We start from the raw sequence: 24,185 nt of genomic DNA on the forward strand, positions 1-24,185 counted from the left end.
AGATATCCGCCATGTGCTTCTTTCGTCCGCTTCCGTTCGCCCGCCGTGTCGTCGTGCTCGGCGTGGCCGCCGCTTTGACCGCGTTGTCTGCGTGCTCGACGCTGCCCGCTTATTCACCGCCTGCCGTCGCCGTCCCCGCGCACTATGCGGGCGCACCCACCGCGCAGCCCGGCTGGAACGTCGCGGCGCCGGCCGACGCCGCGTCGCGCGGCGCATGGTGGACCGTCTTCGGCGACACCGACCTGAACGCGCTCGAAGCGCGCGTCGACGTGTCGAACCAGACCGTGAAGAAGGCCGTCGCCGATCTCCAGCAGGCGCGCGCGATGGTCGACTACCAGCATGCGGGGTTCCTGCCGACCGTGACGGCCGGCGTCGCGCAGAGTCGGGCGCGCGTATCGCAGAACAAGCTCGGCTCGTCGCTGGCCGGCAAAACGACGCCCGACTACCAGGCCGGCGTCGCCGCGAGCTGGGAGCCCGACGTCTTCGGCCGCGTGCGCGATGCGGTAACGGGCGCGCAGGCGAACGCCGACGCAAGCGCGGCCGACCTGCAGGCCGTGAAGCTGTCGGTCACGGCCGAGCTCGCGACCGACTATTTCGCGCTGCGCTCGCTCGATACGCAGAAGCAGCTGCTCGACGACACGGTGCGCGCATATGCGGATGCGCTGAAGCTGCTGAAGCAGCAGCTCGCGGCCGGCGCGATCGACGCGTCGGCCGTCGCGCAAGCCGCGACGCAACTGGAATCGACGCGCACGCAGGACACCGACATCGACGCGTCGCGCGCGCAGCTCCAGCATGCGATCGCGACGCTCGTCGGCGAAAGCGCATCGACGTTCGCGCTGCCGCCTCGCGTGCAGGCGTTCGACGTGCCGGCGATCCCGGCCGGCGTGCCGTCGCAACTGCTCGAACGACGGCCCGACATCGCGGCGGCCGAGCGCCGCGTCGCGGCCGCGAATGCGCAGATCGGCGAAGCGCACGCCGCGTTCTTTCCCGATCTCGTGCTGTCGGCGAGCGCGGGGCTCGAAAGCGGCTTCTTCGCGCCGTGGCTCACCGCGCCGAGCCTGTTCTGGTCGCTCGGCTCGCAGCTCGCCGGCACGCTGTTCGACGGTGGGCGCCGCAGCGCGTCGCTGCGTAGCGCGCATGCGCAATACGACGGCGTAGTCGCCGACTATCGGCAGACCGTGCTCGTCGCGTTCCAGCAGGTCGAGGATCGGCTGTCCACGCTCGATGCGCTCGCGTCGGAAGCCGGCAGCCAGCAGCGCGCGACCGATGCGGCCGACCTGTCGCTGCGGCTGACGACGAACCGCTTCAACGCGGGCGCGGTCAGCTACCTGGATGTCGTGACCGCGCAGACGATCGCACTGACGAACCGGCGTCTGGCCGACCAGATCGCCGCCCGCCGGATGGAGGCCGCGGTCGGGTTGCTGACCGCGCTGGGCGGTGGCTGGCATACGGGTGCAGATGCGGGTGCAAATACGGGTGCGGACGCAACCGCAGCCGGGCTCCCGGCAGCTACGCCGTCGGCGTCTTGACGAACGTGAGGATGAAGCGCGTTCCGGCCGCATCGCTTTCGACGCGTGCGGTGCCGCCATGCAGCTCCATCACCGAACGCACGATCGCGAGGCCGAGTCCGGCCGTGCCGCCGGGCACGCCGCCGCTGCGCGCGGGGTCGCCGCGCACGAAGCGATCGAAGATGCGCGGCAGCAGTGCGGGATCGATCGGCTCGCCCGGGTTCGACACGACGACGCACACCGCGTCCGCCGTTTCGTCGACGCGCAGCGCGATCACACCGCCCGCCGGCGTGTAGCGCAGCGCGTTCGCGAGCAGGTTGCTGACCGCGCGGCGAAACAGCTCGAGATCGGCGGTCAGCCGGCCGCGCCCGTCGACGCGCAGCGTCGAGCCGGCCTCGTCGGCGAGCCCTTCGAAATAACCGGCGATGCGCTCCAGCTCGTCGTGCACGTCGAATGCGCGTTGCCGCGTGACGAAGCCAGGATGCTCGGCACGCGCGAGAAACAGCACGTTCTCGATCATCCGCGCGAGACGGTCGTATTCCTCGAGATTCGATTCGAGCAGCGCCTGGTACTCGTCGGGCGAGCGCGGCCGTGCCAGCGCCACTTCGGTTGCGCCGCGCATGTTGTTCAGCGGCGTGCGCAGATCGTGCGCGAGATCCGCGCTGAATTGCGACAGATGCCCGAACGCCTGCTGCAGGCGGCCGAGCATCGCGTTCTGCGCGTCGACGAGCGCCGTCAGTTCGCGCGGTGCGCGCGACGCGTCGAGCCGCGTATCGAGCTTGTCGACGGTGATCCGGCCCGTGTTCGCGACGATCTCGCGCAGCGGCGCGAGCGACGTGCGGATCAGCCAGTAGCTGAGCAGCATCGCGAGCAGCGCGCCGAGGCCGCCGGCGATCTTCAGCTTGTCGCGGTAGCCGTCGAGCAGTTCGGCGCGATCGCTCATGTTGCGCGCGACCGCGATCCGGATCTTCGCGTGGTCGCGCAACTCGGCTTCGGCCACGACGCCGCGCACGGACGTGCCGCCGTCAGCGGCCCACGTGACGATCCGCTCGGCGGTAATCCGTTCGTTCGCGGGCACCGGCGTTGCGTGCGGCGGCAACAGGTCGGCATCGGGCAACGCCGGCCGCGCGGGCGACGATGCGTCCGGCAGGTCTTCCAGCTCGGTGCGCTCGACGTTGTGGCGCGCGAGCACGTTGCCCTGCCCGTCGACGACCGCCAGCGACAGCGCCGCGTTGCCGAGTACCTGGCTCGTCAGCCGGTCCGCATGCGCGCGCACGGCGTCGAGCGAATCGAGCTCACCCGCGAGCCGGCGCGTGTGCCGCGCGGCGAGCACGATGTCGAGGTCGTCCTGCGCGCTCACCTGCCGTTCGAGGCCGGTGTACACATACGCGCCGACGAGCGCGAAGACGGCGAGCGTGGTCGCGCCGAACGCGAGCGCGAGCGTCGCGCCGAGCGAGCGGCCGAGCGTCACGCGCCGTCCTTCGGTTCGAGCACGTAGCCGACGCCGCGCACCGTATGGATCAGCTTGACCGCGAAAGCGTCGTCGATCTTCGCGCGCAGCCGCCGGATCGCAACTTCGACGACGTTGGTGTCGCTGTCGAAATTCATGTCCCACACGTACGACGCGATCTGCGTGCGGCTCAGCACTTCACCCTGCCGGCGCGCGAGCAACTGCAGCAGCGAGAATTCGCGCGGCGTCAGGTCGATCCGCACCGTGCCGCGCTTCACGCGGCGGCGCACGACGTCGATCTCCAGATCGCCCACGGCAATGCGCTCCGTCTCGCGCGGCGGCCCGCGGCGCGCCAGCGTGCGAATGCGCGCGAGCAGTTCGACGAACGCGAACGGCTTCACGAGGTAATCGTCGGCGCCGAGTTCGAGGCCATGCACGCGGTCCTGTACGTCGTCGCGCGCGGTCAGGAACAACACGGGCGTCGCGTGCGTGTCGCGCAGCCGTTTGAGCACGCTCCAGCCGTCGAGCACGGGCAGCATCACGTCGAGCACGATCACGTCGTAGCTTTCTTCCTGCGCGAGCGTCAGCCCTTCGCCGCCGTCCTTCGCGAGATCGACGCTGAAGCCGGACTCCTCGAGCCCTTTCTTCAGGTACGCGCCGGTCTTCGGCTCGTCTTCGACTATCAGGATGCGCATGCTCGGCTCCATCGCATTCGGTGGTGACATGCGCCGATGTTACCGGGAAACCGGGCGGGCGAACCGCCTCGCGCCCGCGCGACACGGCCTGATTACGAAACTGTAATCAACGGGTCAGTGTGGTGACTGGCGGCAAAACCAGAATGGGACGTGTGGGCCCACCCCACTCGCCCGTTCACTCATCCGCCCAGGAGCCATCATGAAACTCGTCGCCGCTTTCGTCCTTGCCGCGCTGAGCCTGCCGTTCGGTACGCAGGCGTTCGCCCAGTCCACACAGGCGCCGATCACGCGCACCGAAATCCGCCAGCAACTGATCCATGCCGAAGCCGACGGCCTGCTGCCGTCGAACCGGAACGACTATCCGCCGTCGGCCTCGGAGATCGCTCGCAATCGCCAGCTCTACGCGATCCAGCATCACGACGCGATGCCGACCACGACGGCGTCGACCGAAAATTGATCTCGGCATATTACCGACAGCCGGCTGACAGTCCGGTGTCGCGCCTGTCCCGCATGTTTCGGCATATTCCGCGGCACGCCCAAACGCGTCCGCGGAATCCTTTTCAATCAAGCGGTTGTGCGCACCGTCCCGGCGGCAGTAATACCGTTTAACGATCGACCGGCATGCGTGACGACCGCTCTTGATCGTCACGTGCACGATGTCGCTATTTTTCGAAATCGGACGTTACTCCCGTGTAATGCTCATTCATCGCACCTTCCATTAGATTGAAGGCGTTCCCAGCACAACGAGGTGACAGGATGAATGCGAAACAATGGGCCGTCCTCGGCTCGGGCGTGCTGATTGCATGCCTTTCCGTGCAACCGGCGATGGCCGGCATTTCGATCGGTCTCGGCATCGCGGCGCCCGCGCCCGTTTATGTCGCACCGGCACCCGTGTATGTCGCGCCGCCGCCGCCCGTCGCCTACGCACCGCCCGTGGTGTACGCGCAGCCCGTCGTCGCCGCGCCCGTGATGGTGCCCACGGTCGGCATCGCGATCGGCTGGCACAGCGGCCGGTACTGGGACGGCCGCCGCTGGTGGGGCCGGCAGGACTGGGCCGCGCATCACCGCTGGTAAGCGCGTTGCCGCGCGGCGGCATCGGTACCGCCGGTGGATCGCCGCCGGCGTGCTCGCCGCGCCGATCGTCGCTCACCTGCCGCGGCGGTCGAAGCCGGCGCACACGGTTCCCGCGCAGGTCGCAAGCGTCGCGACGACGACGCAGTTCGGCGATCTGGGCGGCGGGTGGTCCAATACACAACTCGATGCGCAACAACCAGAACAGCAGCCCGAACGCACGCCGGACTGATCACGACTTCGCGACCAATGCGATCGCTGCCCCGAAACCCACCGCGATCACGAGACGTCGGTTCACGCGCCACGGCTCCTGATCGAACGATCACCACCTGAGCCGCCACTTCGCGTGCAGATCCCGCCTTATGCGCGATGACGACCGTCGTCATGCGCTCTCGCGCACCGGCGTTTTCATCACCCGCCCACATCTCGCCAACCGCTTCCGGATCAAGCGCGGAAGCAGATCCGCCCGGCAGTGACGCAGACTCTCACTGCCGGGCGGAAATTTGCACCGGCGCGCCTTTCTCACGATGACGTTTTTTGAGGGTTATACGACCTTTGAGCCTTCAGCGTCGCATTTCATAATTTGCGTGGCAGACGAAGCCGAAGCAAACGCCCCAGCGTGATTGCGCGTTGAACCTTCGGCCCGATCAATCGTGAAGCAGAGAAAGGAACACAAGATGAGACTCAAGAACAAGTCGGCTTTGATCACCGGTGGTACGAGTGGCATCGGTCTTGCAACCGCCAAACTCTTCATTGCCGAGGGCGCCCGCGTAGCGGTGACGGGTCGCAACGATGCCGTGTTCGAACGCGTGCAAGCCGAGCTTGGCGAGCATGCGCTCGTCCTCAAGGGCGACGTCCGTTCGATCGAGGACATGCGGGCGATCGCCGCCGAAGTGAAAGAAAAGTTCGGCGGGCTGGATGTCGTGTTCGCCAACGCCGGCCGCGCTTTCCCGTCGGCGGTCAACGACATCGACGAGCCACTCTATGACGAGATCATGGACATCAACGTCAAAGGCGTGGTGTTCACGCTTCAGGCGGTGCTCCCGTACTTGCGCGATTCCTCCTCAGTCATCCTCAATACATCGTTCGTCGCGCAGACCGGTGCACATGGCATCTCGTTGACTGCTGCGGCGAAGGCCGCCGTGCGATCACTGGCTCGCAGCTGGTCCTATGAATTTCTCGACCGAAAAATCCGCTTCAACGCGATCGCACCCGGCGCAATCGACACGCCGCTGATCAGCAAGTGGGGGATGTCCGACGAGTGGGTTCGCGACCGCAAGGCCGAGTTCGCCAAGGCTATCCCGGTGGGCCACATGGGCCAGGCCGAGGACATTGCCTACGCGGCGCTCTATCTCGCCAGCGACGAATCCGCCTACGTCGTCGGCACCGAACTGGTCGTCGATGGCGGCGCCTCGCAGCTTTGAGGCTTCGGTTTCCGATTTCCGGACCCTGCACGACATCCCGCTCCCCCCACGTGAATCACGCGCCCGCCGCGCATTTCGTCGCGGCGGTTCGGCAATCCGGCCCGACCTGGCTGCGCCCGCAGAGAGAGCCGACATACAAGGAGAAATATCTTGACCGACAGTAGCGAAAACACCTCGTCCGGCCAGCGACCGATCGGCGCCGACCATTCCCGCCGCCATGCCCTCAAGCTCGGAGGCATCGCCACGCTCGGCGCCATCTTCGGAGGCGGCGCCCTGCTCGGCGGCTCCGCTTCCGCGTTTGCACAGGCCGGCGGCAACGGAATGCTCTCCCCGGACGAGCCGCTCGACATCGTCATCTCGGTTTATCCCGGCGGAACGCTGCTCGACTTTGCCGGCCCCAGCGAGATTTTTCACCGGCTGCCGAATACGAACGTTCGCTATGCGAGCCTCGATGGGGGTGACGTGACGCTCGAATTTGGCGTCGTGTATGGCAAGACCGAACGACTGGCCGATATCAGGAATGCCGGCCTGCTTCTGGTTCCCGGCGGCTCCAATCTGACGGCGCCGATGCAGCCGGCGTATCAAGCGCAGGTCCGGCGTCTGGCCGCGAGCGCCAAACACGTCACGTCAGTGTGCAACGGATCGCTCGTGCTCGCCGCGGCGGGCGTGCTCAAGGGTAAGCGCAGCGCCTGCCATTGGGCCTTCATCAACAAGCTGGCCGAATACGGCGCCATCCCCGTTCCGGATCGCTTCGTGGAAGACGACAACGGCCGGTTCATGAGCGGCGGCGGCGTGACGGCCGGCATCGACTTCGCACTGCGCGTTGCCGCAAAGCTGCGCGGTCAACAGGCTGCTGAATTCACGCAACTCGCGATCGAATACGATCCCGCCCCGCCGTTCCATTCCGGCCATCCCAGAGACGCGCGGCCGGAAGTCGTTGCGATGGTCGACAAGGATCTGCCGGGCGCGTCCAAAGGGCTCGCGCGAATTCCAGGCGTTCGCTGAAACGCATCCCCGCGTCGCACTCTAGGCCACATCGCCCGCCTCGATGCAGGCCGCACCGACATCGTTTGCGCCATTTGCACACTTCGGCACGGCCTCCTCCCACTAAAACCAGGATCGGAAATCATTCAATGCGACAGACACATCGCTATGTTGCGGCGCTTGCCGCCTGCTTCTCTCTTCTCGCTTATACGGCGCCTGCGAATGCAGGTGACTCACAGCGTCCGCCCGAAGCCGCAATCAAGGCCGAAAACGCACGATGGGCAACAGCCTTCGGGCGCGGCGACTATGAGGCGATCGGCCATCTCTATACGGAAAACGGTGCACTTTTACCGCCCGGCGGCGACCGAATCACCGGCCCCAAAGCGATCGTCGAATACTTCACCAAGGGATATGCGGGATCCACGCCTCACACCGTATCCTTCAGCAACTATGAGTTTTACGGAAATGACCGGATGGTGACTGAAGTTTCTGATGCCGAGATCCACGATCAGAGCGGAAAGCTCACCTATCGCGGCAAACAGATCCTGATCTTCGTGAAGCAGGGCGACACCTGGAAGCTGCATCGCGACATGTGGAACAGTTACGCCCCCTGATACCTGACGCTCATCAACGCCTGTGAACGTCTCCCGGGCGGCGGGTCCGACGGCGGCCGTCTGATCCTGTCGGAACAGGACTCGCCGAGTTTCGGCCCGCCGACGAACGAAACCGGCTGGCGCAACGATTACCGATCGGCTGGAAGATGAATCCGGTTCACGATGGCCCCCTGCAAACGCCAATGGACCATCGAACGAATACCGATCATGTGACGCGCTGATTGCGAGGCAATCAGCGCTCGCTGTTCAATCTGCTTTCGCGCCGGATCGATTGCGGCGGATGTCCATGCAATTTGACGAAGGCCCTTCGCATCCGCTCCGGATCGGCGAATCCCACCGCCAGCGCAATCTGTTCGATGGGTTCGCTACCGCCCTGCAGACGCAGACGCGCGGCTTCGACGCGCAAGCGCTCGACCGCCCTTGCAGGCGTTTCACCCGTTTCCCGACGAAATGCGCGTCCGAATTGCCGCAGGCTCAATCTCGCGGCATCGGCGAGTCGCTCGACTGGCAACGCTTCGGCCAGATGTTCTCTGGCGAAATTCAGCGCGATGCGGATGCGATCCGACTCCGGCTCCATCTGCGACATCTCGGAGAATTGGGATTGACCGCCAGGCCGGCGATATGGAACGACCAAATACCGGGCGACAGTACGCGCGATTTCAGCGCCCATATCCCGTTCAATCATCGCGAGCGCCAGGTCGATTCCGGCGGCGATGCCGGCCGACGTCCAGATGCGGCCATCTGCGATGTAAATGCTGTCGCACTCGACCCGGATGCGAGGGAAGCGCGACTGCAATTGCGCTGCGTACAGCCAGTGCGTCGTTGCTCTCAGGCCGTCCAGCAAGCCGGTTTCCGCAAGCAAGAACGCGCCCGTACACACGCTTGCCACGCGTGCAGCTCGCGAGCCCAATTTCCTGGCGGCGGCGATGTTCTCCGGTGTCTGCATCGGATCGATGTCACCGCCCACGAATATGACGGTGTCGACCGTGCGCCTCCCGATCGGTTTCGTCTCGATCGGAAGGCCCGCATTGCCTAGAATGGGGCCGCCCGACTGCGAGACGACATGAAGATCATATGGAGTATGGCCGGCGGCTTTGATCACCTGATTGAAAGCCGACAAGGGGCCGGCCAGATCGAGCGCATCGTGGCCGTGGCAAACGAAGAATCCAATTCGATGCATGACGAAGTCGTTATCGAAGCAATCGATTGGCGTATTTTATAGATAACCCTCGATTAACGCCATTCGAATGTCCGAACAACTTGCCGGATGACGGCCCGCCTATGCCCGATGGCATCACGCTCCGCGACGCGCCTTTTTCGTTCCGCACAGCCGGCGTTTACCGCCGCGTCGCCAGGAAGTTGCGCGCGGTGCGCGTCAACCGCGACCACGGCCCCGGCCGCCTATCCATCGCCTGCTCGGCCAACCCGCCCAGCGCCGCCTTCATCATCGCGAGTTCGCTCGCGAGCACGGCGTCGCAGCCGAAACTGCCGGCCGCGGCGAGATCCACGATCCGCATCGCCTGATCGACGCACATGTGCGCATAGGCGGCGGTAGCATCCGCATCGGCGCGCGCGCCCAGCGTCGCCTCGGCCAGCTTGCTCGCCCACAGCGCGAGCGCCTCGACCGGCGCGCTGCCGTCGCGCACGAGCAACTTGCCGACTTCCATCGCGGCGAGATGCGCATCCTCGTCATCGGAGAACGACAGCGTCCGGCTGCGCACCGCGTGGTTCCGGTGCGCGGCCCGCATCGACGGCGTCAATCCGGTCAGGTTCGCGAGCCACGCCTCTGCGGCGCCGAGGTACGCGTGCGACCGGATGGCCAGATCACAATCGAAGATCGCATCCGCGTGGGTCGTTGCATAGCGCATCGCGAGCAGCCAGCAGCCGAGGAAGGCGCGATAGGTCGCGGCCGGCCCGACATAGGCCGCATGCGCCTTGAAGAATTCGACGCAATGATCGGCCGGCCGCTCGACGACGCACGGAAAATCGTCCAGCAGATCGATACGCAGCCCGACGACGACGCGCTCGACCGCCGGCACGCTGCGACCGCACGCGAGCGCGAGGAACGGCAACGCGATGCAGTGCGCATCGCGATGCGCGACGAGCCGGTCGCAACACGACTGCCACTGCGCGAGCGGATTGCGCGCGACGACGATATGCACGACATCCGGAAACGCGCGGCGCATCCATGCGAGCCGGCCGAGCGATTCGCCGAAACGGAATACCGGGATGCGCCCGCGATCGAACGCCTGATCCATCAGCGTGCGCAGAAAGAATTCGATGTCGCCTGCGTATTCGGGCGTCGCTTCCTCGAACTGATTGGCGGAAAACGCCATTTCGACGCGCGACATGCCGAGCGTGTCCTGCCTCAGCGAATCGGCAATGTTCGTATAAGGCTGCCGGCCGGTTGCTGGCATCGCGGCGAGCGCGCCGTCCGAGCCGGTGCCGGCGTACTGCGCATAATCGACCGATTCGACCATCGCACGCAGCGGCTCGTCGTATGCCGTCACGCCGTCAAGATCTCGGAGGCAGGCCCACAGCCAGCCGTCGGTCGCACCATAGCCTGAATGAAGAAACACAGCTTGCGTCGCGTTCATGGAAGTCATCGGATCGTTGCGTTGAAGTTCGTCCAGCACGTCGATCCAGTGTAGGTTCCGGTGCGGTTACCCGGATTACAGCCTTCGTTACCGTGACTTACCGGTCGCATGCGATCGTCGGGCAAGCGAATGTCGTACCGGCGTGAGCGTCGTTCCTTGTCCCGACGCGATTTCCATTACGGCATTTGACGAGCGAATGCGTGATCGCGACGCATCGATCAGCAGCTCATCGAACGCAACGACTACGACGGCTCCGAATCGAGGAACACGTAAAGCGCGGCAATCTTCCCGTCGCGCACGATGATCACGTCCACGCCCGTATATTCGGGCGCTTCGCCGCGCGGGCCGGAACCCCACGTAACGCGGCCGGCATTGTGAAGCGCCTGCGGCTTGCCGTGCGCGATATAGGCGAAATGAGGATGCGTCGCGCGCAGATCTCCGGCGAACGTGTCGAGCGCGTCGTGCCCGACGAACGTGCCGGGCGGCACGTAGAGCACACAGTCCTCGGTATAAAGCGCCTCGATCGCGGCGCGGCGGCGTGCCGCGTCGCCTTCGCCGAAGACTTCCTGCAGATTGCGTTCGAGCAGTTCATGGATACGGTCGTTCATCATCGTTCTCCTGATCAAATAAGGTGAATGGTCAAAATACGCAGTTGCATCAGCGTGCGAGCGCCAGTATTTTCTCGACGGCGGTGACCACCGCCGGGCGCGCGGAAATTTCGTCATACCAGCGCGCGACGGACGGAAAGCGGTCGAGCGTCGCGCCGATCGCCTGATGGCGCCACAACCAGCCGAAGTGCGCGATGTCCGCGATGCTGTACGTATCGCCGGCCACGTATCGGCTGCGGTCGAGCACGCGATCGAGCACGCGATCGAGCACGCCGAGCGTCCGATCGACTTCCGCCAGCGCGCGCGCTTTCGCATCCGGTTCCGGCGACGCGTGGATCGTCACCCGGAAAGCCTGCAGGAATGCCGGGCTCAACTCTGACGCATGAAAGAACAGTTGCTCGAACACCTTGCCGCGCTGCGGGCCGCTCGCGGGCAGCAGTTGCCCGGTTTTCTCCGCGAGGTAGACCAGGATCGCGGCCGACTCGCTCACCACGATATCGCCCTCCCCAGCTGCCGAGCGATCGACGAGCACCGGCACCTTCGCGTCGGGGTTCATCGCCCTGAACGCGTCGGTCTTCTGTTCGCCGCGGCGCAGGTCGACCGGAACGAGCCGGTATTCGACGCCCATCTCTTCCAGCGCGATGGGCACCTTGACGCTGTTCGGCGTCGCGAATGCGAACACGTCGAGCGTGCTCGTGCCGGGGTCGCTGCCTGCGTCGACGGCAATCTTTCCTGCGGGTTTGCGTTCCATGATTCATCTCCGTTTCGGTGAGACAAATTTATGGCGTCGTGCTATTTTTCGAAACAGAAATGATTGCAAACCATCATTGCAAAAATGTCGATGTCGAGATTGCCGGATTTTGAAGGATTCGCGATGTTCGCGAAGGTTGCGGAAGAAGGCTCGTTCGCCGGCGCGGCGACGGCGATGGGCGTGTCGGTCGCGACGGTTTCGCGTGCGGTGACGCGCCTCGAGGAACGGCTCGGCGGGCGTCTGTTCAACCGCACCTCGCGACGGCTCGCGCTCACCGATTACGGCCACACGCTCATCGAGCGCGCGGCGAAGCTCTATGCCGATGCGGAAGACACCGAGGATTTCGCGCGCGAGACGTCGAGCCTGCCACGCGGCCTCGTCAAGCTGGCCGCACCGCTGTCGTTCGGCACGCGCTGGGTGGCGCCGCTGCTGCCCGAGTTCTTCGGGCTCTATCCGGACATCGCGGTCGACCTGCACCTGACCGATGCGCAATCCGACCTGATCGGCGACGGCTTCGACGCCGCGCTGCGCATCGCGATCCTGGAAGACTCGTCGCTCGTCGCGCGGCTCATCGCGCCGGTGCGCCGGTTCGTCGTCGCGTCGCCGGCCTATCTGGCGCGTCATGGCCGCCCTCGGCATCCGCAGGAACTCGGCGCCCATGCGTGCCTCACGTACACGAACAGAAGCCAGCGCGATGTCTGGCGCTTCACCCGCAAAAACGGTGAAACGTGCGCGGTCACGCCCGGCGGGATGTTGCGCGGCACCAGCGTGGAAGCGTTGCTGCCGACGGTGCTCGCGGGACTCGCGATCACCGAGCTTCCCGAGTTCGTCGCGACGCAGTATTTCGCGGACCGGCAACTCGAACCGGTTCTGACCGACTGGCGCCTGCCCGAAGGCGGGCTGTACTTCGTCACGCCGTCCGCGCGTGCACGACCGGCCAAGGTCGGCGCGCTGGCCGACTTCTTCATCGCCCGGCTGGCCACGGCCGAATGGCGCGCGCCGGCGAAACGAGCGCGCTAGGCGCACGTTCCGCGCAACACGCACGGCACAAACGCGTGTCGTTTACAACCGAATTACGGGCGCATGACCGATAGTCGGTTGCGCCCGTTTCTCTACACTGGGTGACACAACAAACCTGCCCGGTGTCGCCTGCTGCGCGCATCACTTCCCCGACATCGAGGCGCCCCCGAGACATCCGCCTTCGCTGTCCATCGGCCCGTACTACTCCGCTGCAACGCCATCCGGCCGGCCGCCAAGGCAATTCCAGGAGAGTTCATTGAGCCCGTCGCAAGCGCACCCCGCGAAAGCCCGGTCTTCGCGCAAGTCCGTCAAGCTGGATGACATCACGATCGTCGATCACGCGGTACTCAAGCGTGCGGTCGGCGCGATGGCGTTCGGCAACGCGATGGAATGGTTCGATTTCGGCGTGTACAGCTACATCGCCGTCACGCTCGGCAAGGTGTTCTTCCCGTCCAGCAGCCCCTCCGCGCAGCTGCTCGCCACCTTCGGCACGTTCGCGGCCGCGTTCGTCGTGCGCCCGCTCGGCGGCATGGTGTTCGGCCCGCTCGGCGACCGCATCGGCCGCCAGCGCGTGCTCGCCGCCACGATGATCATGATGGCCGTCGGCACCTTCGCGATCGGCCTGATCCCGAGCTACGCGTCGATCGGCATCATGGCGCCCATGCTGCTGCTCGTCGCCCGCCTCGTACAGGGCTTCTCGACCGGCGGCGAATACGGCGGCGCGGCCACCTTCATCGCCGAATTCTCGACCGACAAGCGCCGCGGCTTCATGGGCAGCTTCCTCGAGTTCGGCACGCTGATCGGCTACACGCTCGGCGCGGCGACGGTGGCGCTGCTCACCGCGACGCTGTCGCAAGAAGCGCTGTTGTCGTGGGGCTGGCGCGTGCCGTTCTTCATCGCCGGCCCGCTCGGCCTCGTGGGCCTTTACGTGCGACTGAAGCTCGAGGAAACGCCCGCGTTCAAGAAAGAAGCCGAAGCGCGCGAAGCGGAAGAACGCACGCGGCCGAAGCAAAGCTTCGCGCGGCTGCTCGTCGAACAGTGGAAGCCGCTGCTGCAGTGCGTCGGCCTCGTGCTGATCTTCAACGTGACCGACTACATGGCGCTGTCGTACCTGCCGAGCTATCTGTCGGCCACGCTGCACTTCCGCGAATCGCACGGCCTGTTCCTGGTGCTGCTCGTGATGGTGCTGATGATGCCGATGACGCTCTACGCCGGGCACCTGTCGGACAAGGTCGGCCGCAAGCCGGTGATGATGTTCGGCTGTGTCGGTCTGCTCGTGCTGTCGGTGCCGGCGCTGATGCTGATCCGCACCGGCGGCATGCTGCCCGTGTTCGGCGGGATGCTGATCTACGGCGTATTGCTGTCGACGTTCACGGGCGTGATGCCGTCGGCGCTGCCGGCGCTCTTTCCGACGCGGATCCGCTACGGCGCGCTCGCGATCGGCTTCAACGTGTCGGTGTCGCTGTTCGGCGGCACGACGCCGCTCGTCACCGCGTGGCTCGTCGATCGCACCGGCGACCTGATGATGCCCGCGTACTACCTGATGGGCGCGTCGTTCATCGGCATCGTGTCGGTGCTCGCGTTGCGCGAGACGGCGCGCCAGCCGCTGCCGGGCTCCGGGCCGTGCGTGTCGAGCCGCGCGGAAGCGCTGAGCCTCGTTCGCGGCGAATCCGTCGTCGCACGCAATCGCGACCGGAAGCTCGCGCCGCTCGGCGAACGCGCGTAACGCGCCGCCGCCGTGCGCGCTCGTTCATGCGCGTTCAAACCGGATGAACGAAACCCCACATGCGAAAACGGCGCCGGACGACCTGAATCGTCCGGCGCCGCAACGGGTGAAGCATTCGATCAGAACACCGCGTGCCCGCTGATGACGCTCGGCAGCCACGTCGAGAAGAACGGCAGGTAGGTGACGATGTTGATCGCGCTGAAGATCGCGAGGTAATACGGCCACGCCATCTTCGTCGTCTCGCCGATCGACACGTTGCCGATCGCGCATCCGACGAACTGCACCGAGCCGATCGGCGGGTGCACGAGGCCGAGCGAGCAGTTCAGCAGCAGCATGATCCCGAACTGGACCGGCCCGACGCCGCACGCCATCGCGATCGGCAGGAACAGCGGCGTCGTGATCAGGATGTGCGCGGCCATGTCGACGAACGTGCCGAGGAACACCTGGATGATGTTGATGTACAGCAGCATCAGCCACGGCGCGGCGGTCGACTGCTTCAGCAGCCCTTCGATCGCATCCGGAATCTCCAGGTACGACATCTGGAAGCGCAGCATGTTCGACACCGCGATCAGCAGCAGCACGACACCCGTCGTGCGGGCCGCATGCGACAGCGCGCGGCGCAGCTTTTCGACGGTCAGCGTCCGGTAGACGATCGCGGTCAGCACGAGCGAGTAGACGACGGCGATCGCGGCGGCTTCCGTCGCGGTCGCAATCCCCTTCGCGACGCACACGAGGATGATCGCGATCACCATCAGCCCGGGCACCGCGCCGACGAAGCTGCGCAGCACCGCGTACCAGCCGGGAAACGACGGCAGCGCCGACGAACCGTCCGCACGGCGCGGATAACCGTGACGCACGGCCTGCCAGTAAGCGGCCGCGAGCACGAAGCCCATCACCCACAACACGGGCAGCAGGCCCGAGAACAGCAGGTCGCCGATCGACACGCCGCTCACCGGCTGGCCGTGCAGCATCCCCGTGATCCCTTGCGCGGCGAACGCGTAGATGATCATGTTGGTCGACGTCGGCATCAGCGCGCCGGCGAGCGACGCGTGCGTCGTCACGTTCACCGCATACGCGGCGCTGTAGCCTTCGCGCTTCATCAGCGGAATCACCGCGCCGCCCATCGCCGACGTATCGGCGGTCGGCGAACCCGACACGCCGCCGAACAGCGTACAAGCGACGACGTTCGCCATCCCGAGGCCGCCGCGGAAATGGCCGACGCTCGCCTGCGCGAAGCGCAGGATCCGGTCCGCGATGCCGCCGTGCAGCATCAGCTCGCCGGAGAAAATGAAGAACGGCACCGCGAGGAACGAGAACGCATTCATCCCCGAGATCATCGCCTGCATCGCGGTCGCGATCGGCAGGCCTTCGACCATATAGGTCAGCACGCAGGCTATCCCGAGCGCGAACGACACGGGCACGCCGAGCACGAGGAAAATCAGAAAACTGACGGACAGGATCGCGAGTTCCATGGCGTTATTGTCCCGACGAAGAACGACGAAGCGCGAGCAGGTGCTCGAGCGAGAAGAGGATGATGGCGATCGCCGCGGGCATCGCGATCAGGTAGCGCACGCCTTCGGGCAATCCGATGATCGGAATGCGGTCACCCATCGTCTCGGCGGCCATGCTGCCGCAGCCGACCATGATCATGATCGCGAACGCGATCAGGCTCAGATGCTGGATCGCAATCACGACGGTGCGCGCGTTCGGCGACAGCCGGCGCACGAGCGAATCGAGGCCGATATGGCCGCCGTCGCGCACCTTCATCGCCGCACCGAACATCGCGATCACGATCACCAGCAGCAGTGCGATCGGCTCGACGAAATCCGGCGCATTCTCGAACACGTAGCGCATCACGACCGCGTAGAACACCAGCACCGTGAGCACCGCGAGACACGCCGACGCGATCACGGCCAGCGCGCGGAACAGCACGTCGTTCACGCAGCGCAGAAACGGCGCGGCGTGCGGCCGCGGCGGCGCCGCGCCGTCCGGGGCGGCGGCCGACGCACCCGCGGCCGCCGCGCTGTTCAGTGAGGTGCGACGCGTCACTTGGTCGCCTCGATCTCGTCGACGATCTGCTTCATCTGCGGCGTCTTCTCGTACTTCGTCCACAGCGGCTGCATCGCCTTCACGAACGCCGCGCGATCGATCTGCGCAGCCGGCAGGATCTTCGCGCCGCCCTTGGTCACCGCCTGCTGCGCGGACGCCTCGCGCGCGGTCCACAGCTTCTGGTAGTACGGCACCGAATCGGCCGCCGCCTTCCGGATCGCCGCCTGCTCCTGCGGCGACAGCGTGTCCCAGATCTTCTTCGAGAACACCAGCACTTCCGGCGTCATCGCGTGCTGCGTCTCCGAATAATCGGGTGCTACTTCGTAATGCTTGGTTTCTTCGTACGACGGCATGTTGTTTTCCGCCGCGTCGACGAGGCCCGTCTTCAGGCCCGTGTACACCTCGGCGAACGGCATCGGCGTCGGCGTGCCGCCCATCGCCTTGATCTCGTCGACCATCAGGTCGGACGGTTGCACGCGCACCTTCAGCCCTTTCATGTCGGCCGGCGAGCGCACCGGACGCTTCGCGTAGATCGAACGCGCGCCGCTCTCGTAGAACGTCAGCGCGATCATCCCCTTAGCGGTGAACGCATCGAGGATCTTCTGGCCGGCCGGGCCGTACATCGCCTTGCGGAAATGATCGACGTCGCGGAACAGGAACGGGAACGACGGGATCAGCGACTCCGGCACGATCTCGTTGAACGACGCGCCGTTCACGCGCGCCATGTCGATCGCGCCGATCCGGACCTGGTCGACCGTGTCCTTCTCGGAGCCGAGCGCGCTGTTGCCGAACACCTTGATCGAATCCTTGCCGCCCGTCTGCTTCGACAGCTCGTCACCCATGAACTTCACGGCCATGTTGGTCGGGAAGTTGTCGCCGTGCACGTCCGCCGAGCGGAACACGCGCGCCTGCGCGGACATCGTGAAGCCGGCCATCAGCGCGACGGCCAGTGCGATACGGGAGCGGGTGAATCGGTGCTTCATCGTCAGTCTCCTTGATGGTTGTGCTCGTTATTGCGCGGCGATCTGCCGGCATGCGCATGCGTCGGCGCCGTGCGCGTTGACCGCAGAGTCATACGTCGTATGACGTGTTGACGCGAATGTACGTCGGTTAACCGTTTAACTCACTTGGTGCATACCCCTATGAGCATTGCCATCAGGGGTTTTCGGCATGATTCAGGGAATCGTTTTCTCTGTTCCGGTGATTTTTAACACGCCGTTTTCCGAAAACCGACCCGCATTTCGAATCGAACGCCGACGCCGCGGCTTTCCGAGGCCCGAAAGCAGGCTTTCGCCTCGCTTGACACGGTCATAGGATGACTGACTACGATGCGAGCGCGCCGGCCGCGCCTCGCACGGGAAGCCCGTTGCGGATTTCCGGCCCGTCCCGGGCCGTCACGCCTGCATGACCAGCGCCGTCAGTTGCGCCGCGCGCGCCACTTCCGTCTTCGCGTAGATCGCCTTGATCTGCGTGCGGACCGTGCCGATCGACACGCCGCGCAGCTCGGCGCACGCCTGCGGCGACAGCCCGTCGCAACACAGCAGCACCGCGAGATCGGCCTCGGCCAGCGACAGCCCGTAGAACACGCGCAACCGCTGCGCGCGGGCCGACGGCGAACGCAGGTCGGCGGCCGTCATCAGCGCCGCGACGCCGGGCCGCTCGCGCATCAGGCGCGACCGTTCGGGGACTGGCATCAACGCAAGCGGCAGCGATTCGCCCGTCGCGCGCCGCAGCAGCAGCCCGCCGCGAGCGAATGCGTGCCGCCATTGCGCATCGTCGACGCAGCCTTCCGGCGCGAAACGCCCGTTCACGATCCGTACCGCGGGTTCCGCCGCGATCAGTTGGTCGGCCGCGCGGTTCGTGTAGCGCAGTTCGCGCCGCTCGCCGAGCAGGAAAACCGGCACCGGGATCGCATCGAGCGCCGATTCGGCGGCGGCCACGCGCGCTTCGAGCAGCCCGATGCGCGCGTGAATCCGCAGCGCCCGGCTGATGTGCGCGCCCATGATTTCGATTGTGTGACGCTGATCGTCGGACAGCCCCTGCGATTCGGAGCTGCCCTGGACGCTGAGGAAGGCGCCGCTGCCCTCGCCGCGATGAATGTACAGGCCGGAAATGCTGCCGAGCCCGTAGGGGCGCATGAACTCCTGATAGAACAGGCCGTGCGTGCGCTGTTCCGGAGACAGGTGCTTGACGTCCTCGAACCAGCGGCCCGCCGGCCAGTTGCCGGCAACCGGCACGACCGGGTCGTACAGATAGAACTCGGTGTTGTATGCACGCTGGCACGCGGCGACCCATGATGGGTCGTCGCCCGCCGCCTGCTCGATCGCCGGCAGCTGCGCCGCCTCGTCGAACGACAGCAGCGTGGCCATGCGCACGCCCACCGACGATCGCAGCCCGTCCAGCACCGCTTCCCATCGTTGATCGCCCAGTGCTGCCGCGTAGATGTCATCGATCCATGCCGATGGAATCAAATCGTTCCGTTGCATCTGGCCACCCCGCGTCGTGCGTTTTTTTCGAACGCCTTTCGCGCATCTTACTCACTCGGTGCCCGCGTTCAAATTGTCAACGCGCGTTTGATCCGAAATACCACGCTTCCCGCCGTTTCTCGTCAGACGTAATGGCGATGCGTCACACGGCGGTGCATGCGGCGTGGCCGGCTTTGCATCCCGACCGCGCTATGTCATGATGCAACGCATGACGATCCGACCCACCACCAACGCACTGCATCATCATCACGGCCGCCCTCCGTTGCGCCGTGGTTCGTTTCGCATCTAGCCATTGAATCGGGATCGACTCTCCCGATCAAGACAACGACCAAGGCGCCTCCGGCGCCTTTTTTGTTTTTTGCCGCCGTAAAAACCTGCTGCACGGATCAATCGATAACGTACGGAGTGTTTTCAATGCAACAACCCTGGAAAGAAGTGTCCTTGCCGGATTTGCCGCTCAGGGAGGATCTGCGGTTGCAGCACGCGTACGGCGCGCCGCAACTCGATGTGCCGGTCTGCCTGAACGTCAACGAGAATCCCTATCCGCCGTCGCCGGCACTTGTCGAGCGCATCGCGGCGGCGGTGGCCGACGCGGCGCGAGCGGCGAACCGCTATCCCGACCGCGACTTTGCCGAACTGCGCACGCATCTGGCGGCCTATCTGACGCACGATACCGGCGTGACGGTCGACGCATCGCGTGTCTGGGCCGGCAACGGCTCGAATGAAGTGATTCAGCAGGTTCTGCAGGCATTCGGCGGCCCGGGGCGATCGGCGCTGGCCTTTACGCCCGCGTATCCGATGTATGACGAATACTGCCGCACGACCTTCACGCGCCTGCATACGTTGCCGCGCACCGAGGATTTCGCGCTCGATCTGAATCAGGCGATCGACAGCATCCGCGCGCATCGGCCGAGCGTGATCCTGCTGACGTCGCCGAACAACCCGACCGGGACCGCGCTTCCTGTAGACGATATCCGTGCCATCCTCGACATCGCGCCGGGCGTCGTCGTCGTGGACGAAGCCTATGCGGAGTTTCGGCGCAAAGGGGTCCGCAGCGCGGTAACGCTGCTGCCCGACCATCCTCGGCTGATCGTCTCGCGCACGTTGAGCAAGGCGTTCAAATTTGCCGGAGGGCGCGTCGGATATTGCGCGTGCGCGCCGGCAATCGTGGACGCGCTGAAGCTGGTCCGCCTGCCTTATCACCTGTCGGCTTTTACCCAGGCCGCGGCCTGCGCGGCGCTGGTCGCGCGTGACGAAATGCTGTCGCAGGTCGAAGCGATCAAGACCGAGCGCGATGCCACCGTCGACTGGCTGCGCAGCCTGGGGCTCGCGGTGGCCGATTCCGACGCCAACTTCGTGATGTTCGGCAAGTTTGCGGATCGCCACCGGATATGGAGCGGACTCCTGCGCCACGGGGTCCTGATTCGCGAGTCGGGGCCGCCGGAATACCTGCGCGTGTCGATCGGTACTGCAGCGGAGATGGCCGCGTTTCGTGCGGCATTGCTGGCCGTGATGGCGTCGGCGTGAGAAGCCGGCAAGCGGGGGGTGTTGACGCGATGGAACGCGTTTCAGCGCGATATCCGACGATGCACTTACTTCATCGCCGCGAACCGCGATTCCATCCCGTCGATCTTCGCGAGAACCGCTTCGCAGAGCTTCCTGACGTGGCGCGGCATATCGGGTGTCGACAGCAACTCCTCGATGCGCCCTCGCCAGTAACTCGGATGCCTCACGCGCCCCGCGCCCGACATCGACACGTCGTCGGCGAGCGTTTCGCTCTCCAGGAGAGCCACCATTCTCTGTATGTGAGAGAGCTCTCGTTCCACATAGTCTCGTGCCAGCATTTTGATTGATGTTCCCCGAAATACGACATCAGGCCTTCCGTCATCAACGCGCCATCGTGTCGCGATGCAAACGACTCACCGCGCACGTTGCCCGTCAGCGTACGCACAGGCTGTGTCAGTCAACTGCATGGGCACGCCAAGCGCTCGATACGGAACGGCCCGCTTGTCCGTTCGCCCGGATCACGTCTTTCCCCGATGCCCTGTTGCTAATCGTAGGCGCACCGGCCCGCGATAGCATCCCCAAAAGTGGGGATACCGGCGCGCCGCGTTTACTGGAAATGACGGGAAATCGCGATGCTGTAGCGCTCGGATCAACTCGGCGCGGGCTGCCGACGCCGGGACGCCCGCACGCCGTACCGGACCTCGCCCCACGCATCGGGACGGACGTCAACTTCGTTCCTGCCGGGAAGCGCCGATTGCATGTAGCCAGCGACGTGTCTGACGAATTCGTTCACACGTTCCGTCGCGTCGTCGTTCATCGATCCGTCTCGATACGAGATACGCGGAGCGTCATCGGGCACCGGGCGAAGCGTCGATCACGGCAGCACCTGTCGCGCTTTGCCGGTCGATTGGCGTGCTTTGCGAGTCATTGCCCCGCGAAAAGTCGGCATCATGTTGGACATCATCCGCAACGGAAGCCAAGAAGATGCATACCGATACCGATCTACCGGTCATGGTGACCGGCGCCACCGGCTATGTCGCAGGCCAGCTCGTGCAACGGCTGCTCGAAGCCGGCCTGACGGTCCATGCGGCCGTCCGCGACCCCGACAACCCGGACAAGCTGACGCATCTCCAGCGCATCGCCTCCGGCACGCCCGGCACGATCCGTTATTTTCGCGCCGACCTGCTCGACCCCGGATCGTACGCGGACGCGATGGCCGGTTGCGGGATCGTGTTCCATACCGCGTCGCCGTTCAACGTCCACGTCCGCGATCCGCAAAAGGAATTGGTCGATCCCGCGCTGCTCGGCACGCGCAACGTGCTCGAAACGGCAAACCGTACGCCGTCGGTCCGGCGTGTGGTGCTGACCAGCAGTTGCGCCGCGATCTACGGCGACAACGCCGATCTCGTCGCGACACCGGGCGGCGTGTTCACCGAGGCCATCTGGAACACCAGCTCGTCGCTGGCCCATCAGCCCTATTCGTATTCGAAGACCGTCGCCGAGCGCGAAGCATGGAAAATCGCCGGCGGGCAAGACCGCTGGGATCTCGTGACCGTCAATCCGTCGCTCGTCATCGGGCCGGGGATCAATCCATACGCCACGTCCGAAAGCTTCGAGATCGTGCGGCAGATGGGCAACGGTACGATGAAAGCGGGTGTACCGGATATCGGCATCGGCGCGGTCGACGTGCGCGATGTGGCGGATGCCCATCTCCGGGCCGCGTTCCTGCCGGGCGCACACGGCCGCTATATCGTCTCGGGCCATGACACGAGCCTGCTGGCGATGGCGGCAACGCTGCTCGACCGGTATGGCGCCGACTATCCGATCCCGCGGCGCATGCTGCCCAAATGGCTCGTATGGCTGATCGGCCCGCTGGCGAACAAGGACCTGACGCGTCGCGTGATTGCACGCAACGTCGGCTTTCCCTGGCGCGCCGACAACAGCCGCAGCCGCAACGAACTCGGCATTCGCTACCGCCCGCTCGCCGAATCGATGACCGCGCTCTTTCAGCAGTTGGTCGAGACCGGGCAATTGCGGAAATGAACCGCTTCGCGATTTCGCCGGGCTGGCAGATCGTGATCGTCGATCTCGGCCTGTGTGTCGACGAGGTGCTGCGGCGCGCGCAATTACCCGTCGATCTGTTCACACGGCCACGGAGCGGGCTGACGACCCGCGAGTATTTCCGCATGTGGCTCACGCTGGAGGAGATGGTCGGCAAGCCCGCCATCGCGCTGCACGTACTCGATCTCGTCGCGGCCGAAGCGTTCAATCCGTCGATCTTCGCAGCGCTTTGCAGTCCGAACCTCGAGGTCGCCATGCGGCGCATCAGCCAGTTCAAGCCGCTGATCGGCCCGCTCTGCCTGCACGTCGCGCGCGACGCCGACATGCTCACGCTCACCGTCGAATTCCTCGAGCGGGACGTGCCGCCGCCCGGGTCACTGCTCGCGATCGAACTCGGCTTCTTCGTGAAGGTGGCGCGCCTTGCCACCCGCACCCGCGTGTCTGCCCGGGCCGTCACGCTGCCGCGCGAGCTCAGGCCCGATCCTGGCTACGCGCGTTTTTTCGGCGTGCCCCCTCGATACGGCGACGCACCCGCCGTGAGCCTCTCGCTGCAGGACGCACGACGTCCGTTCGTCACGGCCAACGACGCGATGTGGCAGATCTTCGAACCCGACCTGCGCCGCCGCCTCGATCTGCTGTCGGCCGAAGCGGGCATCGTCGAGCGCGTGCGGGCTGCACTGCTCGAGCTGATTCCCGGTGGCGTCGCCACGGTGGACGATGTCGCTCGCAAGCTTGCGATCAGCAAGCGCACGCTACAGCGGCGGCTCGGCGACGAAGGCGCGAGCTTCAAGGCCATCCTCGCGGAGGTGCGCGAAAAACTCGCCTGGCACTACCTCGATCGCTCGGACCTGCCCTGCAGCCAGATCGCTTTCCTGCTCGGCTACCAGGATCCGAACTCGTTCTTCCGCGCATTCAATGAATGGACCGGCATGACGCCGGAGGCCGCACGCTCGCGGACGACACGCTGACGTCCGACGCGACGCGGCCCGACTGCCCGGTTCCTGAATGCGTCTGCAGACGCCTCATTTGCCGGCATCGCCGCGGTTCAACCCGAAAATGAAATCCGCTTCCACCGACGCGCCCTTCGGCAATTGCAGCACGCCGACGGACGAACGCGTATGAACGCCCGTATCGCCGAGTACCGAATACAACACGTCGGATGCGCCATCGGCCACTTCGCTTTGCATCGAGAAGTCGGGCGTACTCCGCACATAAACGGTCATGCGGGGAACCGACGCGATCGCATCGAGCGTGCCGCAATGTTTTCGAACCAGCGACAGCGCGCGCAGCGCCGAGATGCCGGCTGCACGGCGAGCGTCGTCCAGCGAAACGGATTCGCCCACGATGCCGACGAACCGCACGACATCCCCCACCCGCGGAATCTGACCGGCGATATACGCAGTGCTTCCGTCCACCAGAACGGGCGTGTACTTTCCGCCGATCCTGATTTCCTCGTCCGGATCGAATCCGAATTCGGCCGCGACCTGCTTCAGCTTATCGTCTCTGTTCATCAGTGAATTCCCCGATACTTCTGAAAAAAGATCAAGAATAATTGAGTCTCCTGCGCTTGTCCCGAAAGAGACAATCCGCCGCGAGCAGCCAAAGCGTCACGTCCCGATCGTTTCGCGATTCCAG

Annotated in this window: 24 protein-coding genes; 12 read left to right on the plus strand and 12 right to left on the minus strand. The window is 65.3% G+C overall.

Annotated elements, in window-relative coordinates; translation table 11 throughout:
• The first annotated feature begins 11 nt into the window (after positions 1–11).
• Positions 12–1,529 carry an efflux transporter outer membrane subunit gene (locus tag BBJ41_RS33355; RefSeq protein WP_069750606.1) on the plus strand — a complete coding sequence of 506 codons (1,518 nt, stop codon included), beginning with the start codon at positions 12–14 and terminating at the stop codon, positions 1,527–1,529.
• Here the strand turns inward: BBJ41_RS33355 and BBJ41_RS33360 are convergent.
• Both BBJ41_RS33360 and BBJ41_RS33365 read right to left on the minus strand, forming a co-directional pair.
• Positions 1,510–2,979: a heavy metal sensor histidine kinase gene (locus BBJ41_RS33360; protein WP_069750607.1), complete on the minus strand. Its 1,470-nt coding sequence runs from the start codon at positions 2,977–2,979 to the stop codon at positions 1,510–1,512. The genes BBJ41_RS33355 and BBJ41_RS33360 overlap by 20 nt on opposite strands.
• Positions 2,976–3,653, minus strand: coding sequence for a heavy metal response regulator transcription factor (locus BBJ41_RS33365; RefSeq protein ID WP_069751430.1), 678 nt, complete (start codon positions 3,651–3,653; stop codon positions 2,976–2,978). Before BBJ41_RS33365 ends, BBJ41_RS33360 begins: the two co-directional genes overlap by 4 nt.
• Before the next feature lie 199 nt (positions 3,654–3,852).
• Here BBJ41_RS33365 and BBJ41_RS33370 point away from each other — a divergent pair, with 199 nt between their 5' ends.
• From BBJ41_RS33370 to BBJ41_RS33395, 6 genes are all read left to right on the plus strand, one after another.
• Positions 3,853–4,110: a DUF4148 domain-containing protein gene (locus BBJ41_RS33370; RefSeq protein ID WP_069750608.1), complete on the plus strand. Its 258-nt coding sequence runs from the start codon at positions 3,853–3,855 to the stop codon at positions 4,108–4,110.
• A gap of 299 nt (positions 4,111–4,409) precedes the next feature.
• Entirely contained in the window at positions 4,410–4,727 is a 318-nt protein-coding gene (locus BBJ41_RS33375) for a hypothetical protein (protein WP_236872195.1), read from the plus strand.
• Between the two features lie 49 nt (positions 4,728–4,776).
• Positions 4,777–4,956, plus strand: coding sequence for a hypothetical protein (locus tag BBJ41_RS33380; protein WP_069750609.1), 180 nt, complete (start codon positions 4,777–4,779; stop codon positions 4,954–4,956).
• Positions 4,957–5,401: 445 nt separating this feature from the next.
• Positions 5,402–6,148: an SDR family oxidoreductase gene (locus tag BBJ41_RS33385; RefSeq protein WP_069750610.1), complete on the plus strand. Its 747-nt coding sequence runs from the start codon at positions 5,402–5,404 to the stop codon at positions 6,146–6,148.
• Between the two features lie 150 nt (positions 6,149–6,298).
• Entirely contained in the window at positions 6,299–7,153 is an 855-nt protein-coding gene (locus tag BBJ41_RS33390) for a DJ-1/PfpI family protein (protein ID WP_069750611.1), read from the plus strand.
• Positions 7,154–7,281: 128 nt separating this feature from the next.
• Positions 7,282–7,746 (plus strand): YybH family protein, encoded by a 465-nt coding sequence (locus BBJ41_RS33395; protein WP_069750612.1) that lies wholly within the window; start codon positions 7,282–7,284, stop codon positions 7,744–7,746.
• Between the two features lie 232 nt (positions 7,747–7,978).
• On the opposite strand, the gene BBJ41_RS33400 is transcribed toward BBJ41_RS33395, so the two are convergent.
• From BBJ41_RS33400 to BBJ41_RS33415, 4 genes are all read right to left on the minus strand, one after another.
• On the minus strand, positions 7,979–8,926 hold the full coding sequence (locus BBJ41_RS33400) for a GlxA family transcriptional regulator (RefSeq protein ID WP_069750613.1): 948 nt from the start codon (positions 8,924–8,926) through the stop codon (positions 7,979–7,981).
• 157 nt (positions 8,927–9,083) lie between these two features.
• Positions 9,084–10,352, minus strand: a complete 1,269-nt coding sequence (locus BBJ41_RS33405; protein WP_156814957.1) for a hypothetical protein — start codon at positions 10,350–10,352, stop codon at positions 9,084–9,086.
• 233 nt (positions 10,353–10,585) lie between these two features.
• Complete coding sequence (locus BBJ41_RS33410; RefSeq protein WP_069751433.1) at positions 10,586–10,951, minus strand: nuclear transport factor 2 family protein; 366 nt, start codon at positions 10,949–10,951, stop codon at positions 10,586–10,588.
• Positions 10,952–11,000: 49 nt separating this feature from the next.
• The gene (locus BBJ41_RS33415) at positions 11,001–11,702 is read right to left on the minus strand and encodes a glutathione S-transferase family protein (protein WP_083282093.1); all 702 of its coding nucleotides are present in this window, start codon (positions 11,700–11,702) and stop codon (positions 11,001–11,003) included.
• A 90-nt stretch (positions 11,703–11,792) separates the two neighbouring features.
• Here BBJ41_RS33415 and BBJ41_RS33420 point away from each other — a divergent pair, with 90 nt between their 5' ends.
• Together BBJ41_RS33420 and proP are read left to right on the plus strand one after the other, a co-directional pair.
• Positions 11,793–12,722, plus strand: a complete 930-nt coding sequence (locus BBJ41_RS33420; RefSeq protein WP_069751435.1) for a LysR family transcriptional regulator — start codon at positions 11,793–11,795, stop codon at positions 12,720–12,722.
• Between the two features lie 256 nt (positions 12,723–12,978).
• A complete protein-coding gene (gene proP, locus BBJ41_RS33425) occupies positions 12,979–14,448 on the plus strand; it encodes a glycine betaine/L-proline transporter ProP (RefSeq protein ID WP_069750615.1) in 1,470 nt (489 codons plus the stop codon).
• Positions 14,449–14,567: 119 nt separating this feature from the next.
• Here proP and BBJ41_RS33430 read toward each other — a convergent pair whose 3' ends face one another.
• The 4 genes from BBJ41_RS33430 to BBJ41_RS33445 form a co-directional block, all read right to left on the minus strand.
• Positions 14,568–15,920, minus strand: a complete 1,353-nt coding sequence (locus BBJ41_RS33430; RefSeq protein WP_069750616.1) for a TRAP transporter large permease — start codon at positions 15,918–15,920, stop codon at positions 14,568–14,570.
• A 4-nt stretch (positions 15,921–15,924) separates the two neighbouring features.
• The gene (locus BBJ41_RS33435) at positions 15,925–16,497 is read right to left on the minus strand and encodes a TRAP transporter small permease (protein WP_069750617.1); all 573 of its coding nucleotides are present in this window, start codon (positions 16,495–16,497) and stop codon (positions 15,925–15,927) included.
• The gene (locus BBJ41_RS33440; protein ID WP_069750618.1) at positions 16,494–17,480 is read right to left on the minus strand and encodes a TRAP transporter substrate-binding protein; all 987 of its coding nucleotides are present in this window, start codon (positions 17,478–17,480) and stop codon (positions 16,494–16,496) included. Before BBJ41_RS33440 ends, BBJ41_RS33435 begins: the two co-directional genes overlap by 4 nt.
• A 411-nt stretch (positions 17,481–17,891) precedes the next feature.
• Positions 17,892–18,983, minus strand: a complete 1,092-nt coding sequence (locus BBJ41_RS33445) for a helix-turn-helix transcriptional regulator (RefSeq protein ID WP_069750619.1) — start codon at positions 18,981–18,983, stop codon at positions 17,892–17,894.
• Positions 18,984–19,334: 351 nt separating this feature from the next.
• Here BBJ41_RS33445 and BBJ41_RS33450 point away from each other — a divergent pair, with 351 nt between their 5' ends.
• The gene (locus BBJ41_RS33450) at positions 19,335–20,510 is read left to right on the plus strand and encodes a histidinol-phosphate transaminase (protein WP_236872196.1); all 1,176 of its coding nucleotides are present in this window, start codon (positions 19,335–19,337) and stop codon (positions 20,508–20,510) included.
• 65 nt (positions 20,511–20,575) lie between these two features.
• On the opposite strand, the gene BBJ41_RS33455 is transcribed toward BBJ41_RS33450, so the two are convergent.
• Positions 20,576–20,827 carry a hypothetical protein gene (locus BBJ41_RS33455; protein WP_069750621.1) on the minus strand — a complete coding sequence of 84 codons (252 nt, stop codon included), beginning with the start codon at positions 20,825–20,827 and terminating at the stop codon, positions 20,576–20,578.
• A gap of 646 nt (positions 20,828–21,473) precedes the next feature.
• On the opposite strand from BBJ41_RS33455, the gene BBJ41_RS33460 reads away from it, so the two are divergent.
• Positions 21,474–22,532 (plus strand): NAD-dependent epimerase/dehydratase family protein, encoded by a 1,059-nt coding sequence (locus BBJ41_RS33460; RefSeq protein WP_069750622.1) that lies wholly within the window; start codon positions 21,474–21,476, stop codon positions 22,530–22,532.
• Entirely contained in the window at positions 22,529–23,518 is a 990-nt protein-coding gene (locus BBJ41_RS33465) for an AraC family transcriptional regulator (RefSeq protein WP_069750623.1), read from the plus strand. The genes BBJ41_RS33460 and BBJ41_RS33465 overlap by 4 nt, the downstream gene beginning before the upstream one ends.
• Positions 23,519–23,572: 54 nt before the next feature.
• Here BBJ41_RS33465 and BBJ41_RS33470 read toward each other — a convergent pair whose 3' ends face one another.
• Entirely contained in the window at positions 23,573–24,061 is a 489-nt protein-coding gene (locus BBJ41_RS33470; RefSeq protein WP_069750624.1) for a RidA family protein, read from the minus strand.
• Positions 24,062–24,185 lie beyond the last annotated feature (124 nt).

Source organism: Burkholderia stabilis, assembly GCF_001742165.1.
In the GTDB taxonomy this organism is placed as follows: domain Bacteria; phylum Pseudomonadota; class Gammaproteobacteria; order Burkholderiales; family Burkholderiaceae; genus Burkholderia; species Burkholderia stabilis.

Coding starts and splice junctions, on each gene's coding strand:
- BBJ41_RS33355 (WP_069750606.1), top strand. CDS start 12: ATGTGCTTCTTTCGTCCGCTTCCGTTCGCCCGCCGTGTCGTCGTGCTC.
- BBJ41_RS33365 (WP_069751430.1), bottom strand. CDS start 3,653: ATGCGCATCCTGATAGTCGAAGACGAGCCGAAGACCGGCGCGTACCTG.
- BBJ41_RS33370 (WP_069750608.1), top strand. CDS start 3,853: ATGAAACTCGTCGCCGCTTTCGTCCTTGCCGCGCTGAGCCTGCCGTTC.
- BBJ41_RS33375 (WP_236872195.1), top strand. CDS start 4,410: ATGAATGCGAAACAATGGGCCGTCCTCGGCTCGGGCGTGCTGATTGCA.
- BBJ41_RS33385 (WP_069750610.1), top strand. CDS start 5,402: ATGAGACTCAAGAACAAGTCGGCTTTGATCACCGGTGGTACGAGTGGC.
- BBJ41_RS33395 (WP_069750612.1), top strand. CDS start 7,282: ATGCGACAGACACATCGCTATGTTGCGGCGCTTGCCGCCTGCTTCTCT.
- BBJ41_RS33400 (WP_069750613.1), bottom strand. CDS start 8,926: ATGCATCGAATTGGATTCTTCGTTTGCCACGGCCACGATGCGCTCGAT.
- BBJ41_RS33405 (WP_156814957.1), bottom strand. CDS start 10,352: ATGACTTCCATGAACGCGACGCAAGCTGTGTTTCTTCATTCAGGCTAT.
- BBJ41_RS33410 (WP_069751433.1), bottom strand. CDS start 10,951: ATGAACGACCGTATCCATGAACTGCTCGAACGCAATCTGCAGGAAGTC.
- BBJ41_RS33415 (WP_083282093.1), bottom strand. CDS start 11,702: ATGGAACGCAAACCCGCAGGAAAGATTGCCGTCGACGCAGGCAGCGAC.
- BBJ41_RS33420 (WP_069751435.1), top strand. CDS start 11,793: ATGTCGAGATTGCCGGATTTTGAAGGATTCGCGATGTTCGCGAAGGTT.
- BBJ41_RS33430 (WP_069750616.1), bottom strand. CDS start 15,920: ATGGAACTCGCGATCCTGTCCGTCAGTTTTCTGATTTTCCTCGTGCTC.
- BBJ41_RS33440 (WP_069750618.1), bottom strand. CDS start 17,480: ATGAAGCACCGATTCACCCGCTCCCGTATCGCACTGGCCGTCGCGCTG.
- BBJ41_RS33445 (WP_069750619.1), bottom strand. CDS start 18,983: ATGCAACGGAACGATTTGATTCCATCGGCATGGATCGATGACATCTAC.
- BBJ41_RS33455 (WP_069750621.1), bottom strand. CDS start 20,827: ATGCTGGCACGAGACTATGTGGAACGAGAGCTCTCTCACATACAGAGA.
- BBJ41_RS33460 (WP_069750622.1), top strand. CDS start 21,474: ATGCATACCGATACCGATCTACCGGTCATGGTGACCGGCGCCACCGGC.
- BBJ41_RS33465 (WP_069750623.1), top strand. CDS start 22,529: ATGAACCGCTTCGCGATTTCGCCGGGCTGGCAGATCGTGATCGTCGAT.
- BBJ41_RS33470 (WP_069750624.1), bottom strand. CDS start 24,061: ATGAACAGAGACGATAAGCTGAAGCAGGTCGCGGCCGAATTCGGATTC.